The organism is Pseudomonas sp. NFACC14 (assembly GCF_900106885.1).
Lineage (GTDB): Bacteria > Pseudomonadota > Gammaproteobacteria > Pseudomonadales > Pseudomonadaceae > Aquipseudomonas > Aquipseudomonas fluorescens_AA.
In genome coordinates this window covers 553,099-578,792 of the sequence record NZ_FNOA01000001.1, presented here as the reverse complement: position 1 = coordinate 578,792, position 25,694 = coordinate 553,099, and the positions used below count along the sequence as shown (strand labels likewise).

Annotated in this window: 23 protein-coding genes; 5 read left to right on the top strand and 18 right to left on the bottom strand. The window is 62.1% G+C overall.

Annotation, left to right across the window (positions count from 1 at the left end; genetic code table 11):
- Positions 1-78 precede the first annotated feature (78 nt).
- The 12 genes from BLU85_RS02780 to ccoN (BLU85_RS02725) form a co-directional block, all read right to left on the bottom strand.
- Positions 79-618, bottom strand: coding sequence for a FixH family protein (locus BLU85_RS02780; RefSeq protein WP_092197787.1), 540 nt, complete (start codon positions 616-618; stop codon positions 79-81).
- Between the two features lie 11 nt (positions 619-629).
- On the bottom strand, positions 630-2,045 hold the full coding sequence (ccoG, locus tag BLU85_RS02775; protein ID WP_092197393.1) for a cytochrome c oxidase accessory protein CcoG: 1,416 nt from the start codon (positions 2,043-2,045) through the stop codon (positions 630-632).
- A gap of 205 nt (positions 2,046-2,250) precedes the next feature.
- Positions 2,251-2,673: a type II toxin-antitoxin system VapC family toxin gene (locus BLU85_RS02770; RefSeq protein ID WP_092197391.1), complete on the bottom strand. Its 423-nt coding sequence runs from the start codon at positions 2,671-2,673 to the stop codon at positions 2,251-2,253.
- Positions 2,673-2,927, bottom strand: coding sequence for a type II toxin-antitoxin system Phd/YefM family antitoxin (locus BLU85_RS02765; RefSeq protein WP_092197389.1), 255 nt, complete (start codon positions 2,925-2,927; stop codon positions 2,673-2,675). Before BLU85_RS02765 ends, BLU85_RS02770 begins: the two co-directional genes overlap by 1 nt.
- 149 nt (positions 2,928-3,076) lie before the next feature.
- Positions 3,077-4,060: a cytochrome-c oxidase, cbb3-type subunit III gene (gene ccoP / locus BLU85_RS02760; protein WP_092197387.1), complete on the bottom strand. Its 984-nt coding sequence runs from the start codon at positions 4,058-4,060 to the stop codon at positions 3,077-3,079.
- Positions 4,057-4,242, bottom strand: a complete 186-nt coding sequence (locus tag BLU85_RS02755; RefSeq protein ID WP_003183474.1) for a CcoQ/FixQ family Cbb3-type cytochrome c oxidase assembly chaperone — start codon at positions 4,240-4,242, stop codon at positions 4,057-4,059. The genes ccoP (BLU85_RS02760) and BLU85_RS02755 overlap by 4 nt, the downstream gene beginning before the upstream one ends.
- Positions 4,243-4,247: 5 nt before the next feature.
- A complete protein-coding gene (gene ccoO / locus BLU85_RS02750; protein WP_092197385.1) occupies positions 4,248-4,856 on the bottom strand; it encodes a cytochrome-c oxidase, cbb3-type subunit II in 609 nt (202 codons plus the stop codon).
- Positions 4,856-6,298, bottom strand: a complete 1,443-nt coding sequence (gene ccoN, locus BLU85_RS02745; RefSeq protein WP_092197383.1) for a cytochrome-c oxidase, cbb3-type subunit I — start codon at positions 6,296-6,298, stop codon at positions 4,856-4,858. Before ccoN (BLU85_RS02745) ends, ccoO (BLU85_RS02750) begins: the two co-directional genes overlap by 1 nt.
- A gap of 481 nt (positions 6,299-6,779) precedes the next feature.
- Entirely contained in the window at positions 6,780-7,733 is a 954-nt protein-coding gene (gene ccoP, locus BLU85_RS02740; protein ID WP_092197381.1) for a cytochrome-c oxidase, cbb3-type subunit III, read from the bottom strand.
- Entirely contained in the window at positions 7,730-7,930 is a 201-nt protein-coding gene (locus tag BLU85_RS02735) for a cbb3-type cytochrome oxidase subunit 3 (protein WP_060743060.1), read from the bottom strand. Before BLU85_RS02735 ends, ccoP (BLU85_RS02740) begins: the two co-directional genes overlap by 4 nt.
- 5 nt (positions 7,931-7,935) lie before the next feature.
- The gene (gene ccoO / locus BLU85_RS02730) at positions 7,936-8,544 is read right to left on the bottom strand and encodes a cytochrome-c oxidase, cbb3-type subunit II (RefSeq protein ID WP_053120686.1); all 609 of its coding nucleotides are present in this window, start codon (positions 8,542-8,544) and stop codon (positions 7,936-7,938) included.
- A 10-nt stretch (positions 8,545-8,554) separates the two neighbouring features.
- Entirely contained in the window at positions 8,555-9,979 is a 1,425-nt protein-coding gene (gene ccoN / locus BLU85_RS02725) for a cytochrome-c oxidase, cbb3-type subunit I (protein WP_092197379.1), read from the bottom strand.
- Between the two features lie 96 nt (positions 9,980-10,075).
- Here ccoN (BLU85_RS02725) and BLU85_RS02720 point away from each other — a divergent pair, with 96 nt between their 5' ends.
- Positions 10,076-10,762: an alpha/beta family hydrolase gene (locus tag BLU85_RS02720; protein WP_092197377.1), complete on the top strand. Its 687-nt coding sequence runs from the start codon at positions 10,076-10,078 to the stop codon at positions 10,760-10,762.
- A gap of 153 nt (positions 10,763-10,915) precedes the next feature.
- On the opposite strand, the gene BLU85_RS02715 is transcribed toward BLU85_RS02720, so the two are convergent.
- From BLU85_RS02715 to acnA, 3 genes are all read right to left on the bottom strand, one after another.
- Entirely contained in the window at positions 10,916-12,481 is a 1,566-nt protein-coding gene (locus BLU85_RS02715) for a methyl-accepting chemotaxis protein (RefSeq protein WP_092197375.1), read from the bottom strand.
- A gap of 78 nt (positions 12,482-12,559) precedes the next feature.
- Positions 12,560-13,348 carry a CPBP family intramembrane glutamic endopeptidase gene (locus tag BLU85_RS02710; protein WP_092197373.1) on the bottom strand — a complete coding sequence of 263 codons (789 nt, stop codon included), beginning with the start codon at positions 13,346-13,348 and terminating at the stop codon, positions 12,560-12,562.
- Between the two features lie 431 nt (positions 13,349-13,779).
- Positions 13,780-16,521 (bottom strand): aconitate hydratase AcnA, encoded by a 2,742-nt coding sequence (acnA, locus tag BLU85_RS02705; RefSeq protein WP_092197371.1) that lies wholly within the window; start codon positions 16,519-16,521, stop codon positions 13,780-13,782.
- A gap of 174 nt (positions 16,522-16,695) precedes the next feature.
- On the opposite strand from acnA, the gene rlmM reads away from it, so the two are divergent.
- The gene (gene rlmM, locus BLU85_RS02700; protein ID WP_092197369.1) at positions 16,696-17,769 is read left to right on the top strand and encodes a 23S rRNA (cytidine(2498)-2'-O)-methyltransferase RlmM; all 1,074 of its coding nucleotides are present in this window, start codon (positions 16,696-16,698) and stop codon (positions 17,767-17,769) included.
- A 187-nt stretch (positions 17,770-17,956) separates the two neighbouring features.
- Positions 17,957-18,208 (top strand): sulfurtransferase TusA, encoded by a 252-nt coding sequence (tusA, locus tag BLU85_RS02695; protein WP_003183455.1) that lies wholly within the window; start codon positions 17,957-17,959, stop codon positions 18,206-18,208.
- Here tusA and BLU85_RS02690 read toward each other — a convergent pair.
- Complete coding sequence (locus BLU85_RS02690; RefSeq protein ID WP_092197367.1) at positions 18,205-19,608, bottom strand: MATE family efflux transporter; 1,404 nt, start codon at positions 19,606-19,608, stop codon at positions 18,205-18,207. The two genes, tusA and BLU85_RS02690, sit on opposite strands and share 4 nt — an antisense overlap.
- 280 nt (positions 19,609-19,888) lie before the next feature.
- On the opposite strand from BLU85_RS02690, the gene pdxB reads away from it, so the two are divergent.
- Positions 19,889-21,031 (top strand): 4-phosphoerythronate dehydrogenase PdxB, encoded by a 1,143-nt coding sequence (pdxB, locus tag BLU85_RS02685; protein ID WP_092197365.1) that lies wholly within the window; start codon positions 19,889-19,891, stop codon positions 21,029-21,031.
- 239 nt (positions 21,032-21,270) lie between these two features.
- Here the strand turns inward: pdxB and BLU85_RS02680 are convergent, their stop codons facing one another.
- Positions 21,271-21,450, bottom strand: coding sequence for a PA1571 family protein (locus BLU85_RS02680; protein WP_003199629.1), 180 nt, complete (start codon positions 21,448-21,450; stop codon positions 21,271-21,273).
- 258 nt (positions 21,451-21,708) lie between these two features.
- Between BLU85_RS02680 and BLU85_RS02675 the strand changes: the two genes are divergently transcribed.
- A complete protein-coding gene (locus BLU85_RS02675; protein ID WP_092197363.1) occupies positions 21,709-23,481 on the top strand; it encodes an ABC transporter transmembrane domain-containing protein in 1,773 nt (590 codons plus the stop codon).
- Positions 23,482-23,636: 155 nt separating this feature from the next.
- On the opposite strand, the gene BLU85_RS02670 is transcribed toward BLU85_RS02675, so the two are convergent.
- Complete coding sequence (locus BLU85_RS02670; RefSeq protein WP_092197361.1) at positions 23,637-25,565, bottom strand: transglycosylase SLT domain-containing protein; 1,929 nt, start codon at positions 25,563-25,565, stop codon at positions 23,637-23,639.
- Between the last annotated feature and the right edge of the window lie 129 nt (positions 25,566-25,694).

The following is a 25,694-nucleotide window of genomic DNA, read 5'->3' as shown; positions in this document are numbered from 1 at the left end:
TGGCACTTGAGTCTCAAGCGAAAGATCAAAAATCAAAAGATCGCAGCCTTCGGCAGCTCCTACAGGGCTGTGAGCAGCTTATTTTTTCAGGTCTTCAGCGCCTTGCAGCGGTTCATCACCGAGCAGGATGGCCTGGTCGTGGTTGATCTGTTCTTCTTCGAACAGGCGCCAGGTCTTATCGTTCTCCACCCCCAGCAATTCGACAAAGCGCCGGCCTTCGACCTTGTCCGTCAACTGGCCGATATAACGCCCCGGTTCGCTGTCGTTGCGGGTCAGGACGATCTTGCGGTCCTTCTCCGGCTGGGTCGGCGAGATCAGGCTCAGTTCCAGGGTCTGGGGGCGGCTGTTGCCGTTCAGGCGCAGGTTCACTTCGCCGGTCACTTCATCCAGTTGCACGTTGGCATGCAGTTGCAGGGTCTGGGCCAGCAGTTCGCGCTCCAGCGAGCGGTTGATGCCCTTGCCGGCTTCGTAATAGTTGTCGTTGACCAGGTTGTCCGGGTTTTTCACCGCAATGGTCACCATTGTCAGGCTCAGGGTTACCGAACAGCTCAGGATCGCGATGATGATCCACGGCCAGAGGTGCTTGTACCAAGGGCTGGTGGCGGTTGCTGCAGGCATGTTCATTTCTCTCAACGAGTTTGTGGGCCGATGAACCGGCTCTTGGCTTCGACATGTACGCTTTCGTCATCGGCGTCCTTGAGGATGAACGTCACCTCGTTGGTGCTCGATGGCAGTTGCTCCGGTGCGCTGGACAGTTCGAACGGCTGGCTGTAGATCTCGCCGGCCGCGACCTTGATTTCCCGACGGCCTTGCAGCTTGAGGTCGGGCAGGCCGGCGGCGTCCAGGACGTACGTATGGTCGCGCTGGTCCTTGTTCATGATCTTCAGGCTGTAGACGTTCTCGATCCGGCCCTCGGCGTTTTCGCGATACAGCACGCGGTCTTTGCTGACATCGAAACCCACCAGCGAGCGCATGAAGAACGCCGTCACCAACAAGCTGATCATGGCCAGCAGCACCAGGGCATAGCCGATCAGGCGCGGGCGCAGTTTATGGGTTTTCTGCCCCGAGAGGTTGTGTTCGGTGGTGTAGCTGATCAGGCCGCGCGGGTAGTCCATTTTGTCCATGATGCTGTCGCAGGCGTCGATGCAGGCTGCGCAGCCGATGCATTCGATCTGCAGGCCGTCGCGAATGTCGATGCCGGTCGGGCAGACCTGGACGCACATGGTGCAATCGATGCAGTCCCCCAGTCCCAGGGCCTTGTAGTCCACACCTTTCTTGCGCGGGCCACGGCTTTCGCCACGACGCGGGTCGTAGGACACGATCAAGGTGTCCTTGTCGAACATCACGCTTTGGAAGCGCGCGTAGGGGCACATGTAGATGCACACCTGCTCACGCAGCCAGCCGGCATTGCCGTAGGTGGCCAGGGTGAAGAAACCGACCCAGAAATACGACCAGCCATCGGCCTGGCCGGTAAAGAACTCGAACACCAGTTCACGGATCGGCGTGAAGTAACCGACGAAGGTCATGCCGGTGACGAAGCCGATCAGCAACCACAGGCTGTGCTTGGCGAACTTGCGCAGGAATTTGTTGGCGCCCATGGGGGCCTTGTCGAGCTTGATGCGCTGGTTGCGGTCGCCTTCGGTGACTTTTTCGCACCACATGAAGATCCAGGTCCACACGCTTTGTGGGCAGGTGTAGCCGCACCACACCCGTCCGGCATAGACCGTGATGAAGAACAGGCCAAATGCCGCAATGATCAGCATCCCCGACAGCAGGATGAAATCCTGGGGCCAGAACGTCGCACCGAAAATGAAGAACTTGCGTTCCGGCAGGTTCCACCAGACGGCCTGATGGCCGCCCCAGTTCGACCAGACCGTACCGAAATACAGCAGGAACAGGAACGCTCCGCCAAGCATCCGCAGGTTACGGAACAGGCCAGTGAAGGCGCGGGTGTAGATTTTTTCCCGAGAGGCATACAGGTCGACGCTTTTGTTCGCGTCCTTGGCAGGCGGGGTAACGTCATGTACCGGAATCTGGTTGCTCATCAATTGCATCCCACGGCAGTGGAAAAGTGCCGGGGCCAGTGCGTGCCGACCTCGGTCAGAAAGGGTGTTGCAGTGGCGCAATGATACGCCTGTCGCTCTGGCTCAAGGGTGCGACCTTTGGTCGCGTTGGGCGTCTGCACAGAATGGTGTAGCGGATGTAACAAGTCATGACCCAGATCAATTGACTATTGTAGGAGCTGCCGTCTCAAGCGGGTGGGCTGGATGACCAGGGGTTGAGCACCGCCACGCCGCTGCTCTGGAAATCATTCACGTTGCGGGTGACTATGGTCAGTCCGTGGACCAACGCAGTGGCGGCAATCAGTGCATCGCATTCATTGCTGCGATCCGGAACGTGCAGGCGAGCGCAGCGCAGCGCGACGGCGCGGTCGACCGCCAGGATTCTTCCAGCGAATGCGGGCATGACATGGTTGTCCAGCCATGCGCGCAGGCGGCCGCCTTGCACCGGGTCCTTGCGTTCGAAGCGCAACACGCCGGTTTCCAATTCCAATACGGTAATCGCCGAGAGGTAAAGGCTGGGGGCGGGCACGCCACGCGCCCAGGCCTGTACGTTCTTATCGGCTTGAGGCTTGCGCAGTTCCGAGATGACGTTAGTGTCGAGCAGGTACATCAGGACAGGTCCACCGGTCGAGGAGAGATGACGGCACGTTCGGTATCGAAAGCGATATCCGGCGTGTCGGGCATGACCAGCAACTCGACAATGCTGGTGCCGATGCCGGTCAGTTTCTGGTACTCCTCAATGCTTAGCAGCACATGGGCCGGCTTGCCACGGTCGGTAATGATGACCGGCCCCTGGCGGCTGGCTTTTTTGGCACCACTTGTGTCGTGGTTGAATTCGCGGCTGGAAATAGTGGTGATGGACATGGCGGCGTCCTCGATAGAACTGAATGTAGGCACGTTACTACCACTGCTGGTTGCGGGCAAGATAAAACAATTTCGTCCTGTGGCACCGGCAAACGAAAAGGCCCCGTCAACGTTGGTTGACGGGGCCTTGGGTGCATCAGGCGTTGGCTTTACTGGGCGTCAGCCGCAGGTGCCTTTTCGCCGTGAGACAGGCTGTAGACATAGGCGGCCAGCAGGTGGACCTTGTCGTTGCCTTGCAGGTCGGCCTGGGCAGGCATCTGGCCCTGGCGACCGTAGCGGATGGTCTGCTGCAGTTGGGCGAAGCTCGAACCGTAGATGAACGCCCCAGGATGCGTCAGGTCAGGTGCGCCCATGGCGGGCGTGCCCTTGCCGGCAGGACCGTGGCAGGCCACGCAATTGGCCGCGAACAGTTTCTGGCCGTTGGCCGGGTCGGCCTTGGCGCCTTCCGGCAGCTTGCGACCGTGCAGGCTGGTCACCAGGTAGGAAGCCACGTCGGCCACGCCCTGTTCGCCCACCACGGCAGCCCAGCCCGGCATCACGGCGTGACGGCCGCCCATGATGGTGGTCTTGATGGTTTCCGGCTCACCGCCCCAGCGCCAGTCGGCGTCGGTCAGGTTAGGGAAGCCATAGGCACCCTTGGCATCGGAACCGTGGCAGACCGAGCAGTTGGAGGCGAACAGGCGGCCACCCATCTTCAGGGCTTGCGGGTCCTTGGCGACTTCTTCGATCGGCATGGAGGCGAACTTGGCGAAGATCGGACCGAACTTGGCGTCCGAGCGAGCCATTTCCTTTTCCCACTCGTGAACGCCTGTCCAGCCGGTCTGGCCGTTGGCGAAGGCGGTCTGCTTTTCGTTGTCCAGGTAGTTATAGCCTGGCAGCAGGCCTTTCCAGTTGCCCAGGCCAGGGTAGAGCGCCAGGTAACCGAGGGCGAACACGATGGTGCCCACGAACAACATGAACCACCATTTCGGCAGCGGGTTGTCGTACTCCTCGATCCCGTCGAAGGAGTGGCCAACCGTCTCTTCGGTGGCTTCGCTGCGCTGGCCCTTGCGGGTCGACAGCAGCAGCCAGGTCAGGGCGAAGATCGTACCCAGACTGAGGACTGTGACGTACAGACTCCAGAACGTAGTCATTCTTTGTTACTCCTAGAAGCTTGCTCGACGTGCTTGATGGCCTCGGGATCATCCGCGAACGGCAGCAAGGTCGCGTCGTCAAACTCCGACTTGCGCTTGGGGCTGAACACCCACAAGGCCAGGCCGATAAAGGCCACCATCACGACGACGGTGCCCAGGCCACGAATCATCCCGATATCCATCCAGATCACCGTTTGCTTTTGATGATGGTGCCCAGGCCTTGCAGATAGGCCACCAGCGCGTCCATTTCAGTCTTGCCCTTGACGGCATCCCTGGCACCGGCGATGTCTTCGTCGGTGTAAGGCACGCCCAAGGCCCGCAGGACTTCCATTTTCTTGGCGGTGTCTTTGCCGTCGAGCTTGTTTTCTACGAGGAACGGGTAGGCCGGCATCTTCGACTCAGGCACAACGTTGCGCGGGTTGTACAAGTGCGCACGGTGCCAGTCGTCGGAGTAGCGGCCGCCAACGCGGGCCAGGTCCGGACCGGTGCGCTTGGAGCCCCACAGGAACGGGTGGTCCCAGACGCTTTCACCGGCGACCGAGTAGTGGCCGTAGCGTTCGGTCTCGGCACGGAACGGACGGATCATCTGCGAGTGGCAGCCCACACAGCCGTTGGCGATGTAGATGTCGCGGCCTTCCAGTTCAAGGGCGGTACGCGGCTTCATGCCTTCGACCGGCTTGTTGGTCACGTCCTGGAAGAACAGCGGAACGATCTGGGTCAGGCCGCCGATGCTCACGGCGATGACCATGAAGAAGGCCAGCAGGCCGATATTCTTCTCTACTGCTTCGTGCTTCATCAGTGAGCTCCAACTACGGCGATCTTGGCGGCGGCTTCAGCTTCAGCCGGGTCAGAGGCACGAACGGTGCGGTACACGTTGTAGGCCATGAGCAGCATGCCGCTGGCGAAGAACGCACCACCCAGGGCCCGGACGATATAGCCCGGGTGGCTGGCTTGCAGCGCTTCGACGAACGAGTAGGTCAGGGTGCCGTCGTCGTTGATCGCACGCCACATCAGGCCTTGCGTAATGCCGTTGACCCACATCGAGGCGATGTAGAGCACGGTGCCGATGGTCGCGAGCCAGAAGTGCGCGTTGATCAGGCCGGTGCTGTGCATCTGCGCACGACCGAACAGTTTCGGGATCATGTGGTAGATGGCGCCGATGGAAATCATCGCCACCCAGCCGAGCGCACCGGCGTGTACGTGGCCGATGGTCCAGTCGGTGTAGTGGCTCAGGGAGTTGACGGTCTTGATGGCCATCATCGGGCCTTCGAAGGTCGACATGCCGTAGAACGCCAGCGACACCACCAGAAAGCGCAGGATCGGGTCGGTGCGCAGCTTATGCCAGGCACCCGAGAGGGTCATCATGCCGTTGATCATGCCGCCCCAGCTTGGCGCCAGCAGGATGATCGACATCGCCATGCCCAGGGACTGTGCCCAGTCCGGCAGCGCGGTGTAGTGCAGGTGGTGCGGACCGGCCCAGATGTACAGGGTGATCAGCGCCCAGAAGTGGACGATGGACAGGCGATAGGAATAGATCGGACGCTCGGCCTGTTTCGGCACGAAGTAGTACATCATCCCCAGAAAGCCGGTGGTCAGGAAGAAACCCACGGCGTTGTGGCCGTACCACCACTGGATCATCGCGTCGGTCGCGCCCGAATAGGCCGAGTACGACTTGAAGAAGCTGACCGGCAGGGAGGCGTGGTTGACGATGTGCAGCATGGCGGTCACGACGATGAAGGCACCGTAGAACCAGTTACCGACGTAGATGTGCTTGGTCTTGCGCTTGACGATGGTGCCAAAGAACACCAAACCGTAGGTTACCCAGACGATGGCCAGCAGGATAGCCAGGGGCCATTCCAGCTCCGCGTATTCCTTGGTGGTGGTGAAACCCATCGGCAAGGTCACGATCGCACCGACGATGACCGCTTGCCAGCCCCAGAAGGTGAAGGCGGCGAGGCTGTCGGAGATCAGTCGCGTTTGGCAGGTTCGCTGCACGACGTAGTAAGAAGTGGCAAACAACGCACAACCACCGAAGGCGAAGATCACCAGGTTGGTGTGCAGCGGGCGCAGGCGTCCAAATGTCGTCCATGGCAGATCGAAGTTCAACTCCGGCCAGACCAGTTGCGAGGCGATGAAGACACCGAGCCCCATGCCAAGGATCCCCCAGACCACCGTCATGATGGCGAACTGGCGGACTACCTTATAGTTATAAGCAGTCGGACTGATTGCTGTGCTCATTCTAAGGTTCCACGGTTTGGGTGTTTTATTAGGATAAAAATCGGTCGCAAGTATGGAGAAAGCGGGGGGTCATTGCAACGCGCCATGACCTGGGTCAATGCTTTCCAAAGCTGATTCTGCGGCCTTTCCATATGCTGAGTAGGGACAAAATTGGCCCTCGGCAAAATGTCGCAACGAAGGAAAGAGGCGAGGGGGTCAGGTCGGTTGTAACGGGGTGTGTTCGAACACGGCGTTCGGGTGATGCCAGGCAACTGTCGCAACAGCCGGTATTCACCTGCCTTTGCGGCCTTTTTGTCGAACGATTGTCGAACGCATCGGGTCGGGTCGACCTGAAACCGGCAGCCGCCAGCGCACGCAGAGGCAAGCTTAGACCCGATTCCGGGGAACCGAAAGGAAGACGATGGGAGGGTGCGACAATGCGTCGCGCAGGGGCACGAAACAGCCGCATCCAGACGAATGCGGCTGTTCGTGTGGTCAGGATTTAGTCGCTTTTGTGTTCCGCTTGCAGGCGCTCGGCGCGGGCATCTTGGGACAGGCTGTAGACGTAAGCCGCGAGCAGTTGCACCTTGTCATTACCCAGCAACTCATTCTGCGCCGGCATGTGGCCCTGGCGACCATGGCGAATGGTCTGCTGCAACTGGGCCAGGCTGGTGCCGTAGATGAAACCGGCCGGTTGCGTCAGGTTCGGCGCGCCCATGGCTTCGGTCCCTTGGCCGTTGGCGCCGTGGCAGGCGACGCAGGTGGTGTTGAAGGCTTGCTGGCCGGCTTGCAGATCGGCGCCGCTGTCTGCCGGCAAAGGCAGGCCGGCCAGGTCGTGGCGTACGTATGCGGCCACGTTCTTGACCCCGGCGTCCCCCAGCACTTCGCCCCAGGCCGGCATCGCCGCCATGCGGCCGCCCATGATGGTCGCCTTGATGGTGTCGGCGGCGCCACCCCAGCGCCAGTTGCTGTCAGTCAGGTTCGGGAAGCCGAAGGCACCCTTGGCGTCCGAGCCGTGGCAGACCGAGCAGTTGGAGGCGAACAGGCGACCGCCCATTTTCAGTGCCTGCGGGTCCTTGGCGACTTCTTCCACGGGCATGGCGGCGAACTTGGCGAAGATCGGCCCGAACCTGGCGTCGGCCTTGGCCATTTCCTTTTCCCATTCATGGGCGCCGGTCCAGCCGTTCTCGTAGCCGGGCAGGATGCCTTTCCAGTTGCCCAGGCCCGGATACAGGACCAGGTAACCGACGGAAAACACCAGGGTGCCGGCGAACAACAGGAACCACCACTGCGGCAGCGGGTTGTCGTACTCCTCGATGCCGTCGAAACTGTGGCCCATGGTCTGGTCGACGCTGCCCTTGGTCTCGCCCTTGCGGGTGCCGATCAGCAGCCAGGTCAGGCCGATCAGGCTGCCGATGGTCAGTACGCAGATCCACGTACTCCAGAAGGTGGTCATGGCCGGGTACTCCTTGTCGCAGGGTCTTGGGGGGTGATGTCGGCGGGCGGTTCGTCGGCGAACGGCAGCAGGCGCGCCTGGGCGAATTCCGGGCCGCGCTTGCTGCTGAATACCCACAGGGTCAGGCCGATGAAGGCGATGAACACCACGACGGTGCCCAGGCCACGGATCATTCCAGTGCTCATTTCAAAGAACATCAGGCTCACCTCTTGCTCTTGATGGCAGTGCCGAGCACTTGCAGGTAGGCCACCAGCGCGTCCATTTCGGTCTTGCCCTTGAGCGAGGCCACGCTGCCGGCGATGTCGTCGTCGGTGTACGGCACGCCGAGGGTGCGCATGGCGCGCAGCTTGCCTTCGGTGTGGCTGCTGTCCACCGCCTGGGCTACCAGCCATGGGTAGGCCGGCATTTTCGACTCGGGCACGACGTTGCGGGGGTTGTACAAGTGGGCGCGGTGCCAGTCATCGGAGTAGCGCGCGCCGACCCGTGCCAGGTCCGGCCCGGTACGCTTGGAGCCCCACAGGAATGGGTGGTCCCAGACGCTTTCGCCGGCGACGGAGTAGTGGCCGTAGCGCTCGGTCTCTGCGCGGAACGGACGGATCATCTGCGAGTGGCAGCCGACGCAGCCTTCACGGATGTAGATGTCGCGGCCTTCCAGTTGCAGGGCGGTGTAGGGCTTCATGCCGTCCACCGGCTTGTTGGTCACGTCCTGGAAGAACAGCGGCACGATCTGGGTCAGGCCACCAATGCTCACGGCCAGGACCATCAGCAGCATCAGCAGGCCGACGTTTTTTTCGATTGTTTCGTGTTTCATGGTGGACTCCTCAGGCCATCTGCGCGGCAGCGGCGGCTTCGGCAGGCTGGTAGGCCCGCACGGTGCGCCAGGTGTTGTAGGCCATCAGCAGCATGCCGAGAAGGAAGATCGACCCGCCCGCCAGCCGCACGACGAAGCCTGGGTGGCTGGCCACCAGGGTTTCGACGAAGGAGTAGGTGAGGGTGCCGTCTTCGTTCACCGCGCGCCACATCAGGCCCTGGGCGATGCCGTTGACCCACATCGAGGCGATGTACAGCACCGTGCCGATGGTCGCGAGCCAGAAGTGCGCGTTGATCAGGCCGATGCTGTGCATCTGTGGCCGGCCGAAGACTTTCGGGATCATGTGGTACAACGCACCGATGGAAATCATCGCCACCCAGCCGAGCGCACCGGCATGCACGTGGCCGATGGTCCAGTCGGTGTAGTGGGAGAGGGCGTTGACGGTCTTGATCGCCATCATCGGACCTTCGAAGGTCGACATGCCATAGAACGCCAGCGATACCACCAAGAAGCGCAGGATCGGGTCGCTGCGCAACTTATGCCAGGCACCCGAGAGGGTCATCATGCCGTTGATCATGCCGCCCCAGCTGGGTGCCAGCAGGATCAGCGACATCACCATGCCCAGGGACTGTGCCCAGTCCGGCAGCGCGGTGTAGTGCAGGTGGTGCGGACCGGCCCAGATGTACAGGGTGATCAACGCCCAGAAGTGCACGATGGACAAGCGATAGGAGTACACCGGGCGCTCGGCCTGCTTGGGCACGAAGTAGTACATCATCCCCAGGAAGCCTGCGGTGAGGAAAAAGCCCACGGCGTTGTGGCCGTACCACCATTGCACCATCGCATCCGTGGCCCCGGCGTACACCGAGTAGGATTTGGTGAAGCTCACCGGCAGTTCCAGGTTGTTGACGATGTGCAGGATCGCCACGGTGAGGATGAACGCGCCGAAGAACCAGTTACCGACGTAGATGTGCTTGGTGTTGCGCTTGGCCACGGTGCCGAAGAACACGATGGCGTAGGCCACCCAGACGATGGTGATCAGAATATCGATCGGCCATTCCAGTTCGGCGTATTCCTTGGAACTGGTGTAGCCCAGTGGCAGGCTGATGGCCGCCAAAAGAATCACCAGTTGCCAGCCCCAGAAGCAGAACGCGGCGATTTTTGGCGCGAACAGCTGGGTCTGGCAGGTGCGTTGCACCGAATAAAACGAGCTGGCGAACAGGGCGCAGCCCCCAAAAGCGAAGATGACTGCGTTGGTGTGCAGCGGGCGCAGGCGGCCGAAGCTGGTCCAGGGCAAGTCGAAATTGAGCTGAGGCCAGACCAATTGGGCGGCGAGAAAAACCCCGAGCCCCATGCCGACGATGCCCCACACCACCGTCATAATGGCGAATTGGCGGACCACCTTGTAGTTGTAGGCGGTACTGATAGAAGTGTTCATGGTTCCCCATCCACGGTTCAGCCGAAGTGAGCGCCTGCGCAAGGCAGTGCGGCGTTCTTCGCCTGGAGTTATAGGCAGACTAAAAGCGAGGCAAGCATGGACAAACAGCACAAGGCCAGTATTGACGGGGATCAATGGGCGCGGTGCGTGGCCGAACACGGTTGGCTATGGACGGTCGCGCAAACGGACGTGGGCGTCGTCTCGCCCACCCTGATCCTGGCCCATGGTGCGGGTGCGCCGATGGACAGCGGCTTCATGGAGGAAATGGCCGAACGCCTTGCCGCGCACGGCGTCAACGTGTTGCGCTTCGAGTTTCCCTACATGGCGCAACGGCGCCTGGACGGTGGCAAACGCCCACCCAATCCAGCTCCCAGGTTGCTGGAATGCTGGCGTGAGGTGTACGCCACGGTGCGGCCTTATGTCGCTGGGCGGCTGGCTATCGGCGGTAAATCCATGGGTGGGCGGATGGCGAGTCTGCTGGCTGATGAACTGGGCGCGGATGCGCTGGTGTGCCTGGGGTATCCGTTCTACGCAGCAGGCAAGCCGGAGAAGCCGCGGGTCGAGCACTTGGCGACATTGAAGACCCGGACCTTGATCGTCCAGGGCGAGCGCGATGCGTTAGGCAATCGGGAGGCGGTGCGGGGCTATACCTTGTCACCGAGCATTGAGGTGTCGTGGTTGGTGGCGGGGGATCATGACCTCAAGCCGCTGAAGGCGTCGGGGTTCAGTCATGAGCAGCATCTGGAGGCGGCGGCGGGCAAGGTGGCTGCGTTTCTTCAATGAGCGCTTTTTTGATTGTCAGGGCCTCATCGCGAGCAAGGGGTTGTGAACGCCACAAATCCACTGTGGGAGCGAGCTTGCTCGCGATGGCGTCTGCTCAGGCAATAAAAAACCCGGAAGCGTTCGCTGTCCGGGTTTTCAGTTTGCCAATGGAAGTCAGCGGTTAAATCGCTCCACCAACGAATACTGCGAATTCGCCGTGCGGGTCAGCTCTTCGCTCAGCAGCGCCGAGCTGTGGGCCTGGCCGGAGGTCTGGTCGGCCAGTTCCGAGATGTTGCTGATGTTGCGGCTGATCTCCTCGGCCACCGAGCTTTGCTCCTCGGTGGCGGCGGCGATCTGGGTGGTCATGTCGGTGATGTTGGCCACCGCTTCGCTGATGCCCACCAATGCCTGGTCCGCTTCCATCACCCGCGCCACGCCTTCTTCGGCCTGGCGGTGGCCGGCCTCCATGGTTTGCACGGCATTGTTGGCGGTTTGCTGGAGCTTGGCGATCAGGGCATGGATCTGCCCGGTGGATTCGCTGGTGCGTTGCGCCAGTTGGCGTACTTCGTCGGCCACCACGGCAAAGCCGCGCCCCATCTCACCGGCACGGGCCGCTTCAATGGCGGCGTTGAGGGCCAGCAGGTTGGTCTGGTCGGCGATGCCTTTGATCACGTCGACCACGCCACCGATCTCGTCGCTGTCCTTGGCCAGCTGAGTCACGGTGTTGCCGGTCTCGCCGACCACCACCGACAGCCGCTCGATGGCTTCGCGGGTTTCCCCGGCGATGTCGCGGCCGCGGCTGGTCAGGCGATTGGCTTCCTGGGTGGCATCGGCGGTGCGCTGCACGTGACTGGCGACTTCCTGGGTCGTTGCCGCCATCTGGTTGACGGCCGTGGCGACCTGTTCGGTTTCCACCCGCTGGCGCTCAAGGCCGCTGGAGCTGTCATGGGCCAACGTGTTGGACTGGCGGGCCTGGTCGTTAAGGTGCTCGGCGGTGTCCTGCAGGCGCGTCAGGCAGGTTTTCAGGCGCGCTTGCTGGCTGAGGATCGACATTTCCAGGCGAGCCTGTACGCCGCGGCTGTCGGTGTACATCCGTGCGATCAGCGGGTCGGAGGTGGTTTGCTCGGCCAGGCGCAGCAGGCGCTTGATCCCGCGTTGTTGCCATTGCAGGCCCATCAGCCCCAAGGGCACCGACAGCAGGGCGGCCAGGGCAAAGCCCCAGTGGGAATTCAGGAAGGCGCCGACGACGAAACTGAGTTGGCTGACCAGGATAAACGGCAGCCAGTCCTGCAGCATCGGCAACCATTTGTCGCTGGCCGGAATCGCGGACTTGCCCTGGTTGATGCGCTGATACAGGGCTTCGGCGCGGGCGATCTGCTCGGCGGAGGGTTTGACCCGCACCGACTCGTAGCCGACCACCTGGCTGCCCTCGAACACGGGCGTGACATAGGCGTTGACCCAGTAATGGTCACCGCTCTTGCAGCGATTCTTGACGATGCCCATCCATGGCAAGCCTTGTTTCAGCGTGCCCCACATGTGCGCGAACACGGCGGATGGCACATCGGGATGGCGCACGAGATTGTGCGGCGAACGAATCAGTTCTTCCTTTGAAAACCCACTGATTTCAACGAACGCGTCGTTGCAATAGGTGATCACGCCCTTGGCGTCGGTGGTAGAAATCAATCGTTGCTGGGCCGGGAAGGTCCTTTCGCGTTGTGTGACGGGTTGGTTGTTACGCATGGTGGTGTAGATCCGCAAGGCTTTGAAAGGTTGTCGGCGCCGTCAGGTTTTAGTTGAAGTTATTTTTGCCTGTCGCTATCACGCCAGCATCGGGTAGGTAAAGAGGGCGAAATGAAGCAGGTTGAGCAGGAAATGCGTGGCAATCGCCGCGCCCAGGCCGCCAAATCGATAAGCGAGACCGTAGCCAACCCCCGCCAGGCCGGACAGCAGCACCCATTGCCAACCCGCGCCCGCATGCACAAGGCCGAACAGCAGCGAAGCCAGGAGCAACGCCAGGTTGTCGCCCTGGCGCAGGTGTTTGAAGCGTCGGCTCAAGCCACCCTGAATGTAGCCACGAAACAGCGCTTCCTCCACCAGCGTGACCAATAAAAGATTATTAAGTACCCACATCCAGGCATGGTCCGGCCATTTCGGCGCCCAGTGGATCATGCCCAGCAGCATGGCCCCGCCGAGGGCCAGCACCGCGCTCAGCGCCAGGCCCAGCGCCGTGGCCTGGACCGACAGGCGCAATGAGCGCCGACCGACGATCCAGGGGCAGGCCAGCAACAGCCAGAAGCCGATCAATGGCTTGTCCTGGTTCAGGTACATGGCGAAGCGTGCCGCATCATCGGTGAGGCGCTGCGCCGGGATGGCCCGGCCGTTGAAGAAACCTGGCATCCAGTGCATCGCCAGGGCCAAGGCCATCACCAGGAACAGGACGTGCCCGAGAAACCGGCCCAATGGCATTTCCCGCTGGCGCACCGCGTAACCGGCAAATAGCAGCAGCGCGACGGAAATACCGGCCGTCCAGGCCAGTTGGCCGTAAGCCAGGGCCAGGCCATAGCCGATGGAAAGAAGGGCCAGGTAAGGCCAGGGCAGAGCGGGCATATAACATCCTTTTAGGCAGTGAAGCTTTGGGCGAACATAGCCGCCGCGTCTACGACGCCGCTATGTCGCGTAAAGAGCACATTTGCGTCCATTCAGATTCATGCGCAGGAGGGACAAGCAGTTGGCTGACGCGGTTGCGTGAGTGCCGGAGGGATTATAGGCGGGCTCATACAAAAACAGCGCCTGTTAAGTGACCGTGGGAGCGAGCTTGCTCGCGATAGGGGCAGATCAGCCAACACTGATGCTGGCTGATCCATCGCTATCGCGAGCAAGCTCGCTCCCACAGGGGATCGGAGTCGAACGCTGCGTCTGTGAACAGACAGAATCTACTGTAGGAGCGAGCTTGCTCGCGATGACGGCGGAACATTCAGCCCAGATGCAGGCTGACCCACCGCTATCGCGAGCAAGCTCGGCTCCCACAGGGGGCGTGCTTAACTTGCAATCAATTGCCGCAACACATAGTGCAGGATCCCGCCCGCCTTGAAATACTCCACTTCATTCAAGGTATCGATCCGACACAACACTTCGATTCGCTCTTGGCTGCCATCCTCCCGGGTGATGACCAGGGGCAGGTTCATGCGCGGCGTCAGTTCGACGTCATTGAGCCCCAGGATGTCCAGGGTTTCCTTGCCCGTGAGGTTCAGGCTCTTGCGGTTCTGGTCGAGCTTGAACTGCAACGGCAGCACGCCCATCCCCACCAGGTTGGAGCGATGGATGCGCTCGAAGCTTTCGGCGATCACTGCCTTGACCCCCAGCAGGTTGGTGCCCTTGGCCGCCCAGTCCCGGCTCGAGCCAGTGCCATATTCCTGGCCGGCGATCACCACCAGGGGCGTGCCCGTAGCCTGGTAGAGCATGGCGGCGTCGTAGATCGGCATTCGTTCGCCACTGGGGATGTAGATCGTGTTGCCGCCTTCTTCGCCGTCGAGCATTTCGTTGCGGATGCGGATATTGGCGAAGGTGCCGCGCATCATGACTTGATGGTTGCCGCGTCGGGAGCCGTAGGAGTTGAAATCCCGTGGCTCCACGCCCTGTTCGCGCAGGTAGCGACCGGCCGGGCTGTCGGCCTTGATGTTGCCGGCCGGGGATATGTGGTCGGTGGTCACCGAGTCTCCCAGCAGGGCCAGGACCCGGGCGCCCTCGACGTTCCTGACGGCCGGCGGCGGCCCGCCGATGTCGTCGAAGAACGGTGGGTGCTGGATGTAGGTCGAGTCATCCTGCCAGACGTAAGTCGCCGCTTGCGGCACTTCGATGGCCTGCCATTGCTCGTCACCGGCAAACACGGCGGCGTATTCCTTGTGGAACATGCTGGTGTTGACCTGGGCCACGGCGGCGGCCACTTCCTGGCTGCTGGGCCAGATGTCCCGCAGGTACACCGGCTTGCCGTCCCGGTCGTTGCCCAGCGGCTCGCTGCTGATGTCGATGCGCACCGTGCCGGCCAGGGCATAGGCGACCACCAGCGGCGGCGAGGCCAGCCAGTTGGTTTTCACCAGTGGATGCACCCGGCCTTCGAAGTTGCGGTTGCCCGACAACACCGAGGCCACGGTCAGGTCGGCTTTCTGGATGGCTTTTTCGATGGGTTCGGGCAACGGCCCGGAGTTGCCGATACAGGTCGTGCAACCATAGCCCACCAAGTCGAAGCCGAGTTTATCCAGGTACTCGGTCAGGCCGGCGGCCTTGTAGTAGTCGGTGACCACCTTGGACCCCGGGGCCAGGGAACTCTTGACCCAAGGCTTGCGGACCAGACCTTTTTCCACGGCTTTTTTCGCCAGCAGCCCGGCGGCCATCATGACGCTGGGGTTGGAGGTGTTGGTGCACGAGGTGATGGCGGCGATCACCACCGCGCCGTTTTTCAGGCGATGGGTATGGCCTTCGAATTCGTACTCGGCTTCGCCCACCTGGTCGGCATTGCCCACCGCGACGCCACCGCCGCCTTCACTTTCCAGGCGGCCTTCTTCTTTGCTGGTGGGTTTGACCTGCAACCCCAGGAAGTCGCTGAAAGCCTGGCCGACATTCGGCAGCGAAACCCGGTCCTGAGGGCGCTTGGGCCCGGCGAGACTGGCCTCGACGCTGCCCATGTCCAGCTCCAGGGTGTCGGTGAACACTGGCTCCTGGCCGGGCAGGCGCCACAGGCCCTGGGCCTTGCAATAGGCCTCCACCAGTTTCACGGTTTCGGCCGGACGCCCGGACAGGCGCAAGTAGTCCAGGGTCACCTCGTCCACCGGGAAGAAACCGCAGGTGGCGCCGTATTCCGGGGCCATGTTGGCGATGGTGGCGCGGTCGGCCAGGGGCAGGTCGGCCAGGCCGTCGCCATAGAACTCGACGAATTTGCCCACCACGCCTTTCTTGCGCAGCATCTGCGTGACGGTCAGCACCAGGTCGGTGGCGGTGATGCCTTCGCGCAGCTTGCCGATGAGTTTGAAACCGATGACCTCGGGAATCAGCATCGACACCGGTTGGCCGAGCATGGCCGCTTCCGCCTCGATCCCGCCGACGCCCCAGCCCAGTACGCCGAGGCCGTTGATCATGGTGGTGTGGGAGTCGGTGCCCACCAGGGTATCGGGGAAGGCGTAGGTGCGGCCGTCTTCTTCTTTGGTCCACACGGTGCGGCCCAGGTATTCCAGATTGACCTGGTGGCAGATGCCGGTGCCCGGTGGCACCACGCTGAAGTTGTCGAAGGCGCTCTGGCCCCAGCGCAGGAAGGCGTAGCGTTCGCCGTTGCGCTGCATTTCGATGTCGACGTTCTGCTCGAACGCCTGGCTGCTGGCGAACTTGTCCACCATCACCGAGTGGTCGATCACCAGGTCCACCGGTGACAACGGGTTGATCCGCTGGGGATCGCCGCCGGCCTTTTCCACGGCGGCGCGCATGGCGGCCAGATCGACCACGGCGGGGACGCCGGTGAAATCCTGCATCAGCACCCGTGCCGGGCGGTATTGAATCTCGCGGTCGGAGCGGCGCTCCTTGAGCCACCCGGCCAGGGCCTTGAGGTCGGCGCCGGTGACGGTTTTTTCATCTTCCCAGCGCAACAGGTTTTCCAGCAGCACCTTCAAGGACATGGGCAGCTTGTCCAGGTCACCCAGGCTTCGGGCGGCATCCGGCAGGCTGAAGTAGTGGTAGGTCCTGGCGTCGACTTGCAGTGTTTTAAGGGTTTTCAGGCTATCGAGGGACGGCATTGAAATCACTCCTTTGAGTCCGCACGGCTACGGACGGAGGGGGGACGGACAGAGCCTTTAACCTAGCCCTGTTTTGAGCGTATGACTAATAACTGGACTCTATAGCAAGGTTCGCGGTTCCGAACTCCGCTATCATGCGGCGGTTTTCGTGACAGGCTTTGCTACGGAGTTTCAATGAACACGCTTTTTATGCACTGCCGGCCAGGCTTCGAAGGCGAGGTCTGTTCCGAGATCGCCGAACACGCGGCCCGGCTCAACGTGGCCGGCTACGCCAAGGCCAAACCGGCCAGTGCCTGTGCCGAATTTGTCTGTACCGAAGAGGACGGTGCCGAGCGGCTGATGCGCGGGCAGCGTTTTGCCGAGCTGATTTTTCCGCGCCAGTGGGCACGGGGCACGTTCATTGAATTGCCGGAAACCGACCGTATCAGCGTGATCCTGGCCCACATGTCGGCGTTCCCGACCTGCGGCAGCCTGTGGCTGGAGGTGGTCGACACTAATGATGGCAAGGAGCTGTCGAACTTCTGCAAGAAATTCGAAGGCCCGTTGCGCAAAGCGCTGAGCGGGGCCGGCAAGCTGGTGGACGACCCGCACAAGCCGCGCCTGCTGCTGACGTTCAAGAGTGGTCGCGAAGTGTTCCTGGGCCTGGCGGACGCGGATAATTCGGCGATGTGGCCCATGGGCATCCCGCGCCTGAAGTTCCCCCGGGAAGCGCCGAGTCGCTCCACACTCAAGCTCGAAGAGGCCTGGCACCATTTCATCCCTCGGGACCAATGGGACGAGCGCCTGCACAGTGACATGACCGGCGTGGACCTCGGTGCCGCGCCAGGCGGCTGGACCTGGCAACTGGTCAACCGTGGGATGCTGGTGACGGCCATCGACAACGGCCCGATGGCCGAAAGCCTGATGGACACCGGCCTGGTGCAGCACCTGATGGCGGACGGTTTCACGTTCAAGCCCAAGCAGCCGGTGGACTGGATGGTCTGCGACATCGTCGAAAAGCCCGCGCGCAACGCGGCGATGCTGGAGGAGTGGATTGGCGAGGGCCATTGCCGCGAGGCCGTGGTCAACCTCAAGCTGCCGATGAAACAGCGTTATGCCGAGGTGAAGCGCCTGCTCGAACGCATCGCCGAAGGTTTCAAGGCCCGGGGCATCAAGGTCGAGATCGGTTGCAAGCAGCTGTACCACGACCGTGAGGAAGTGACGTGTCATCTGCGGCGGTTGGACACGAAAAAGCCGAAGTCCCGCTAGCCCTCGGAATTGATGGAGTTCCCTGTGGGAGCGAGCTTGCTCGCGATGACGTCGCTACATTCAACATGGATGCAAGCTGACCCACCGCTATCGCGAGCAAGCTCGCTGCCACAGGGAGCAGTGTGAAGCCAGGGGTGACCGAGCGCTGACATTGCGCGACAATGCCGGCCAGTTTCAGGAGTAGAACATGAGTGAAATGAACGACACGCCGGTCGATGGCACGCTGGATGCCACCGGCCTCAATTGCCCGGAACCGGTGATGATGCTGCACCAGCACATTCGCGACCTGGCCCCCGGTGGCCTGCTGAAAGTCATCGCCACCGACCCCTCGACCCGCCGCGACATCCCCAAGTTCTGCGTGTTCCTGGACCACGAACTGGTGGCCCAGCAGGAAGAGGCCGGTACCTACCTCTACTGGATCCGCAAGAAACTCGCTTAACCCGTCGAGTGGCTGAGGCGAATCTGCTTGCGCGCGCTACGTGCCAGACGGATCGACAGCATCAGTGCCGCGCAGCTCAAGCCCACGATCAGTCCTTGCCACAATCCGCTCGGGCCGCTGGCCGCGCCGAGCCAGTCGGTCAGGCCCAGGGCGTAACCCACCGGTAGGCCGATGCCCCAATAGGCGAACAGGGTCAGGATCATCGTCACCCGGGTGTCCTGATAGCCGCGCAATGCGCCTGCCGCCGTGACCTGGATCGCATCGGAAAACTGAAACAGCGCCGCGTAGACGATCAGCATCGACGCCACCTCGATCACCACCGGATCGGCGGTATAGATCGCCGCGATAGGCCCGCGCAGGGCGAACATCAGGCTCGCCGACAGGCAAGCGTAGGCCAGGGCCGTGCCCATGCCCACCCCGGCGGCGAAGCGCGCTTCGCGAGGCTGCCGCCGCCCCAGGGCCTGGCCGACCCGCACGGTGACGGCCATGCCCAGGGAGTAGGGGATCATGAACACCAGGGAGCTGAAGTTCAGTGCGATCTGGTGCCCAGCCACCACGGTGGCGCCGAGGCTGCCGATCAGCAGGGCGATCACCGCGAAAATACTCGACTCGGCGAACACCGCGATGCCAATCGGCAAGCCGATGCCCAGCAGGCGCTTGATGACCGCCCATTGCGGCCAGTCGAAACGGCTGAACAACCGGCTCGACTGATAGGCCGGTGCCCACCGTGCCCAACCGGCCATGCCCAGGGCCATGACCCACATCACGATGGCCGTGGCCCAGCCGCAACCGACGCCGCCCATGGCGGGCACGCCCAGGTGCCCATAGATGAAGATGTAATTGAGCGGAATGTTCAGCGCCAGCCCGCACAGCCCCAGCACCATCGCCGGTCGCGTGCGTCCCAGGCCGTCGCTGAAGCAGCGCAGTACGTGATACAGCGCCACGGCCGGCAGGCCCGTGCCGATGCCCCGCAGGTACTCCATGCACGGGCCGATCAATTCGGGATCGACTTTCATGATGTGCAGGATCGGCTCGGCGCTGAACAGCGCCAGCGTGGCGATCAACCCTACCACCAGGGCCAGCCACAGCGCCTGGCGTACCAGCGGCCCGATCTCGTCGAACGTGCCGGCACCGAAGCGCTGGGCCACTTTCGGGGTGGTCGCCAGCAGGGTGCCAGTCATCAACAGGAACACCGGCACCCAGATCGAGTTGCCCAGGGCCACGGCCGCCAGGTCTCGTGGACCGACCCGACCGGCCATCACCGCATCGACGAAGCCCATGGCGGTGGTCGCCAGTTGCGCCACCATGATCGGCAGCGCAAGGGCCAGCAACGTCTTGAATTCCAGGCGTACCCGGGCCGGGCGGGAGAGGGGAGCGGGGGTGTCGATGACAGGATTCACAGGGCAAGCGTCCGAAAGGGTTAAGCGCGAGGCGGCGAATTCTACGCTTTGACGCGGTGGTCAGGAAAAAACCTGTGTTGTGGATTTGTAAGCGTGCACTTAGCGCGTGAGTTTTTGTGGCGAGGGGATTTATCCCCGTTGGGTGCGTAGCACCCCTCGCATTGCGACTGCTTTGCAGTCGAGCGGGGATAAATCCTCTCGCCACAACATCATTCGCTCCTGGTAATGCGTCGGCCTGCTGGAACGCCTACACTGCCCATCCCGCCAAAGGAGCTCTGCCATGCTGATCGTCGCCGACGAAAACATCCCCCTGCTCGATGCGTTTTTCCAAGGATTCGGCGAAATCCGCCGGGTACCGGGCCGGGGGATCGACCGGACGATGGTCGAGCACGCCGATGTATTGCTGGTGCGTTCGGTCAGCCAGGTCAATCGGGCCCTGCTGGAAGGCAGCAAGGTACGCTTCGTCGGCACTTGCACCATCGGCACCGACCACCTGGACCTGGATTATCTTGCCGAGGCGGGGATCCGCTGGGCCAGCGCACCCGGCTGCAATGCCCGTGGCGTGGTGGACTACGTGCTGGGCAGCTTGATGACTCTGGCAGAAATCGAAGGTACGCCGCTGGAACAGCGGACCTTCGGCGTGGTCGGCGCGGGCCAGGTGGGCGGGCGGTTGATTGAGGTGCTCAAGGGGCTGGGCTGGGGCGTGAAAGTCTGCGATCCACCGCGTCAGGCCGCCGAGGGCGGCGACTATGTGAGCCTGGAGCAGATCATCGAGCAGTGCGATGTGATCAGCCTGCACACCCCGTTGACCCGCGACGGCGAGCAACCGACCTGGCACCTGTTCGACGAGGCGCGTCTGAACCAACTCAAGCCCGGGACCTGGCTGATCAATGCGGCTCGAGGGCCGGTGATCGATAACGCCGCGCTGCGCGAGGTGTTGCTGGAGCGCGAAGACCTGCAAGCGGTGCTGGATGTCTGGGAGCAGGAGCCCACCGTGGATGTGGACCTGGCCGATTTGTGCGTGATCGCCACCCCGCACATTGCCGGTTACAGCCTCGATGGTCGCCAGCGTGGCACGGCCCAGATCTACCAGGCCTTGTGCGCGTTCCTGGAACGACCGGTTGAAGTCAGCCTCAGCGACCTGTTGCCCCGGCCCTGGCTGGGTGGCATCACCCTGGATGCCGAAACCGACCCGGCCTGGGCCTTGGCGGCGCTGTGCCGGAGTGTGTACGACCCCCGTCGCGACGACGCGGATTTTCGCCGCAGCCTGGTGGGCACCGTCGATGAGCAACGCCGCGCGTTCGATGCCTTGCGCAAGCATTATCCGCCACGCCGGGAGATCGACAGCTTGAAGGTTCGCATCGAAGGGTCGCCGACGGCTTTGCAACAGATCGTGACGGCGCTGGGTGCCGCGCTGGTTTAGCCACGGCTGTTGTGGCGAGGGAGCTTGCTCCCGCTCGGCTTCTGTAGGAGCTGGCGAAGCCTGCGATCTTTTGATCTTTCGCTTGAGACTCAAGTGTCAGGGGAAAGATCGCAGCCTCGCTTCGCTCGACAGCTCCTACAGCGCAACCCAGCGGGAGCAAGCTCCCTCGCCACAGGTTTGCGTCTGGCAGGCATAAAAAACCCGACATCAAGGTCGGGTCCAATTGAAGACGGGCTGTATCACTTTTGTTCGGCAGGCTTGACCAGTCGTTTTTCCAGCTCGCTGCAGGCTTTCTGGATCATGTCTTCGGTGATCGGTACTTCGCGCCCTTGGGCATCGATGAACGAGCAGCCCAGAGACTGGTCCGGTTGCGTGCGGATTACTTGAATCTTGTCGTCGCTGCTGTGTTGCAAGGACATGGCCTGTCTCCTCATCAGGTTGTGTGCCTATATTAATGTCGCCAGGTGACCGAGCCATGACACTCCGTGTAGGTTCATGGCGACGCCTCCACTCAATCAGAAACACAGTTGCGTTTCCACCCAGACTTTAGACCGATAACATCTAGCCGCTAGCCGTAGTGGTCATATTTAACCTGACTCATTGCGATTCAACTTGGTTCCGCTACGTTTCGGCGTCGCGAGCTGGCCTTTTTCCCGCTGCATTATCGGACGCCTTTGATGCTTTCTTCCCGACATCGCCGTGCCATACGCCTGGCCAGCGGCTTCATCGCCCCTTATCGCAAACAGGTCGTCGGCGCTTTGCTGGCTTTGATTGTCACCGCCGGCATCACCTTGTCCATGGGCCAAGGCATCCGCTTGCTGGTGGACCAGGGCTTCATGACCCGCTCGCCGCACCTGCTCAACCAATCCATCGGCTTGTTCATGGTGTTGGTGGTGGGGTTGGCGATCGGTACGTTTTCGCGTTTTTACCTGGTGTCCTGGATCGGTGAGCGGGTGGTGGCGGATATCCGGCGGCAGGTGTTCAACCATCTGGTGTACTTGCACCCGGGTTTCTACGAAAACAACCGCAGTTCGGAAATCCAGTCACGGTTGACCACTGATACGACCTTGCTGCAATCGGTGATCGGTTCGTCGCTGTCGTTGTTTTTGCGCAATGTCTTGATGGTGGTGGGCGGTATCGTGCTGCTGTTCATCACCAATCCCAAGCTGACCAGTATCGTGGTGATTGCCCTGCCGCTGGTCTTGGTGCCGATCCTGCTCTTCGGGCGTCGAGTGCGCAGCTTGTCGCGCCAGAGCCAGGACCGCGTTGCCGACGTCGGCAGCTATGTCTCCGAAACCCTCGGCCAGATCAAGACCGTGCAGGCCTACAACCATCAGGTCCAGGACGAACAACGTTTTTCCGTGACGGTGGAGCAGGCCTTCGACACCGCTCGCAAGCGCATTGTCCAGCGGGCCTGGTTGATCACCCTGGTGATCGTGCTGGTGCTGGGGGCGGTGGGGGTGATGCTCTGGGTCGGTGGCATGGATGTGATCGCCGGGCGGATTTCCGGTGGCGAGCTGGCGGCGTTCGTGTTCTACAGCCTGATCGTCGGCAGTGCCTTCGGGACCCTGAGCGAAGTGATTGGCGAGCTGCAGCGGGCGGCCGGTGCGGCAGAGCGCATTGCCGAGCTGCTGCGTTCGGAAAACATCATCCAGCCGCCGGCTTCGGGCCTCGTGACCTTGCCGGCGCGAGTTCGCGGCGATTTGCGTCTCGAAGGCGTGCGTTTTTCCTATCCATCCCGGCCGGACAGTTATGCGGTCGACGGCCTCGACCTGAGTATCAAGGCCGGTGAGACCCTGGCCCTGGTCGGGCCTTCCGGCGCGGGCAAGTCGACGGTCTACGATTTGCTGCTGCGTTTCTATGATCCCGTGCAAGGGCAGATCCTGATCGACGATGTGCCGTTGACTCAACTCGATCCGCTGGACCTGCGCCGGCATTTCGCCCTGGTTTCACAAAGCCCGGCGCTGTTTTTCGGCACAGTTGAAGAGAATATCCGCTATGGCAACCCGGAGGCGACGTCGGAGCAGGTGCGCGAGGCCGCGCAGATCGCCCACGCCCACGACTTCATCGAAAAAATGCCCGACGGCTACCAGACTCACCTGGGCGATGGCGGCCTCGGGTTATCCGGCGGCCAGCGCCAACGCCTGGCCATCGCCCGAGCGTTGCTCGTGGATGCCCCGATCCTGCTGCTGGACGAAGCCACCAGCGCCCTCGATGCGCAAAGCGAACACTTGATCCAGCAAGCCTTGCCCAGCCTGATGAAAAACCGCACGACGTTGGTGATCGCCCATCGCCTGGCCACCGTGAAAAACGCCGATCGGATCGCGGTGATGGACCAGGGCAAGGTGGTTGCCGTGGGCACGCACCAGGAGCTTGTCGCCAGCAATGCGCTGTATGCGCGATTGGCGGCGTTGCAGTTCAATGTGGGGGCGGAGGCGGCAACCGACTGATATCGCGTCCACAGGGGATGTAGTGTTTGATGCAGGCCCTGTGGGAGCGAGCTTGCTCGCGATAGCGGCGAGTCAGCTTGCATTCATGTTGCAGGTGCCGGCGCCATCGCGAGCAAGCTCGCTCCCACAAGAAGAGGGCTTTGTGGGAGTGTTAATCACTGATCATCGAAATACCGCTCATGCCAGTCCACCAGCGGTTGCGGCGAGTTGAGCTTCTGCCCGTAGATCACCGAATAAGACAACACGTTCTGCACGTATTGGCGGGTTTCGTCGAACGGGATGCTCTCGACCCAGACGTCGAAGCTCAAGTGATCGGCCCCACGCAGCCACTGGCGCACGCGACCGGGGCCGGCGTTGTAGGCCGCCGAGGCCAGGACGCGGTTGCCGTTGAACTGGCTATGGACCTGGCTCAGGTAGGCCGCGCCTAACTGGATGTTCTTGTCCGGGTTCAGCACTTGCTGTGGCGAGGCCAGGGGAATGCTGAACTTGCGCGCGGTTTCCTTGGCGGTGCCAGGCATCAGTTGCATCAGGCCGGCGGCGCCGACGCTGGAGCGGGCATCATCCATGAACGCACTTTCCTGGCGGGTAATGGCGAACGCCCAACTTGGATGCAAGCCGCGGATCTTGGCTTCGCGCACCAGGGTCTCGCGGTGGGCCATCGGGAAACGGATGTCCAGGTCGTCCCAGTACTTGGCCTGGCTGATGGTGCGGATGGCCGGGAAATACCATTTCAGGTCGTAAGCCAGTTTCGCCTGGGCGACCATTTCGTCCCGGTTGAAATGACGGCTGACGTGATACCACTCGCGGCGTCCGTCGACAATGTCCCCACGGGCATGAAATTCCAGCGCCCGGCGCACGCCAGGCGTATTGCGCACCTTGTTGATCAGCGCCTGGCTCATCACCAGTGGCTTGTTGACGAGCGAATAGGGCGACTGGGATCGGTCGGCGGCCAGGAAGCCATAGAAGTCCCGCTCACGGGCCAGGTGCTTGTAGAGCGTCAGGGCTTCCGGGTTCTGCGGCTGCGCCAGTTCCAGCGTGCGGGCTTGCCAGTACCGCCAGCGGTTGGTGCTGGCCAGCGACTCGGGCAGACGGCGGGTCAACTGATAGGCATCGTCCCAGCGAGCGAGGCGCAACAGCAGGCGCAAGCGCCATTCCGAAACCGTGTCGTCGCGCAACTCCGGGTCGTATTTCGTCATCACGTCCAGGGCGCGGCTGTCGAAGCGCTTGGCCAGGGTCAGGCCGATCTCTCGGGCGATCGCGACTTTTTCATCCCGGGAAAAATGCATGGTGCTGGCGTAGCCATCCAGCAGCGCCATGGCTTTTTCCGGGTCCTGGCGGGCCAGGCGACGCAAGCCGAGGCTGACGATATCGGACATCGGCTCATCGGCTGGAACGAAGCGCGAGGGCTGGTTGAGCAACTCTGGCTTTTGCGCCACGTCCACCAGCAAGCTGCCACGGGGAGCGAGGGTGGTCAGGCCGCTGACCAGGCTGTTGGCCAACGGGTAGTTGCGCGCCTGGGCGGCCAGCTTGGCGCGCTCCCAGCGCTTCTGCTCGGTCAACTGGCCCTGGGAGGCCCACAGGCCGAACAACGCATCGCACGCCTGGGGCTGGGACTTGCCGGTGAGCCACAGCTTTTCGGTGTTGGCATAGCCCTCGGCCTTCAGGCCATGGTTGAGTTGGTATTGAGCGTTGAGGCAATCCAGCTCGGTGAAATTGAGCTTGGGGTCGTAATACTTGACGAAGGTCTCCCAGTCGCCGCGCTCGGTCAGCCAACGCAGCCAGCGCAGCTTCATCCAGTTGGCCTGGGGCAGGTCACCGTGCTCGGCGAGGAATTTCTCGATTTCGGCGTTGCTGGCGCTCTTGAGGCGAGCGGTCAATTCGTCGTAGGCCAGGTACGGCTCCAGCGGGTAATCGCGCAGGGCCTGGCTGTAGCGAAAGTAAGGGCCGGAATCACCCTTGGCCAAGGCACGCTTGGCTTCGTCGTAGTATTGGCGCTGAGTGGAGATATCCACCGCCTGAGCGGATTGAACGGCAGTGGCACATACAAAAAGACACGATAAAACACTGAAAAGGCGACTGCGCATGAGACGTCCGGGCAGAAAAAACATGACAAGCCCAAGGGTTAACCCAGGGGTAACTGTCTGTAGCTTAGCCTTTTGCCAGCAGCCGGCGAAAGCTTTGCGGGGCCGTCGGTGCAAGTTCGCAACATTTGT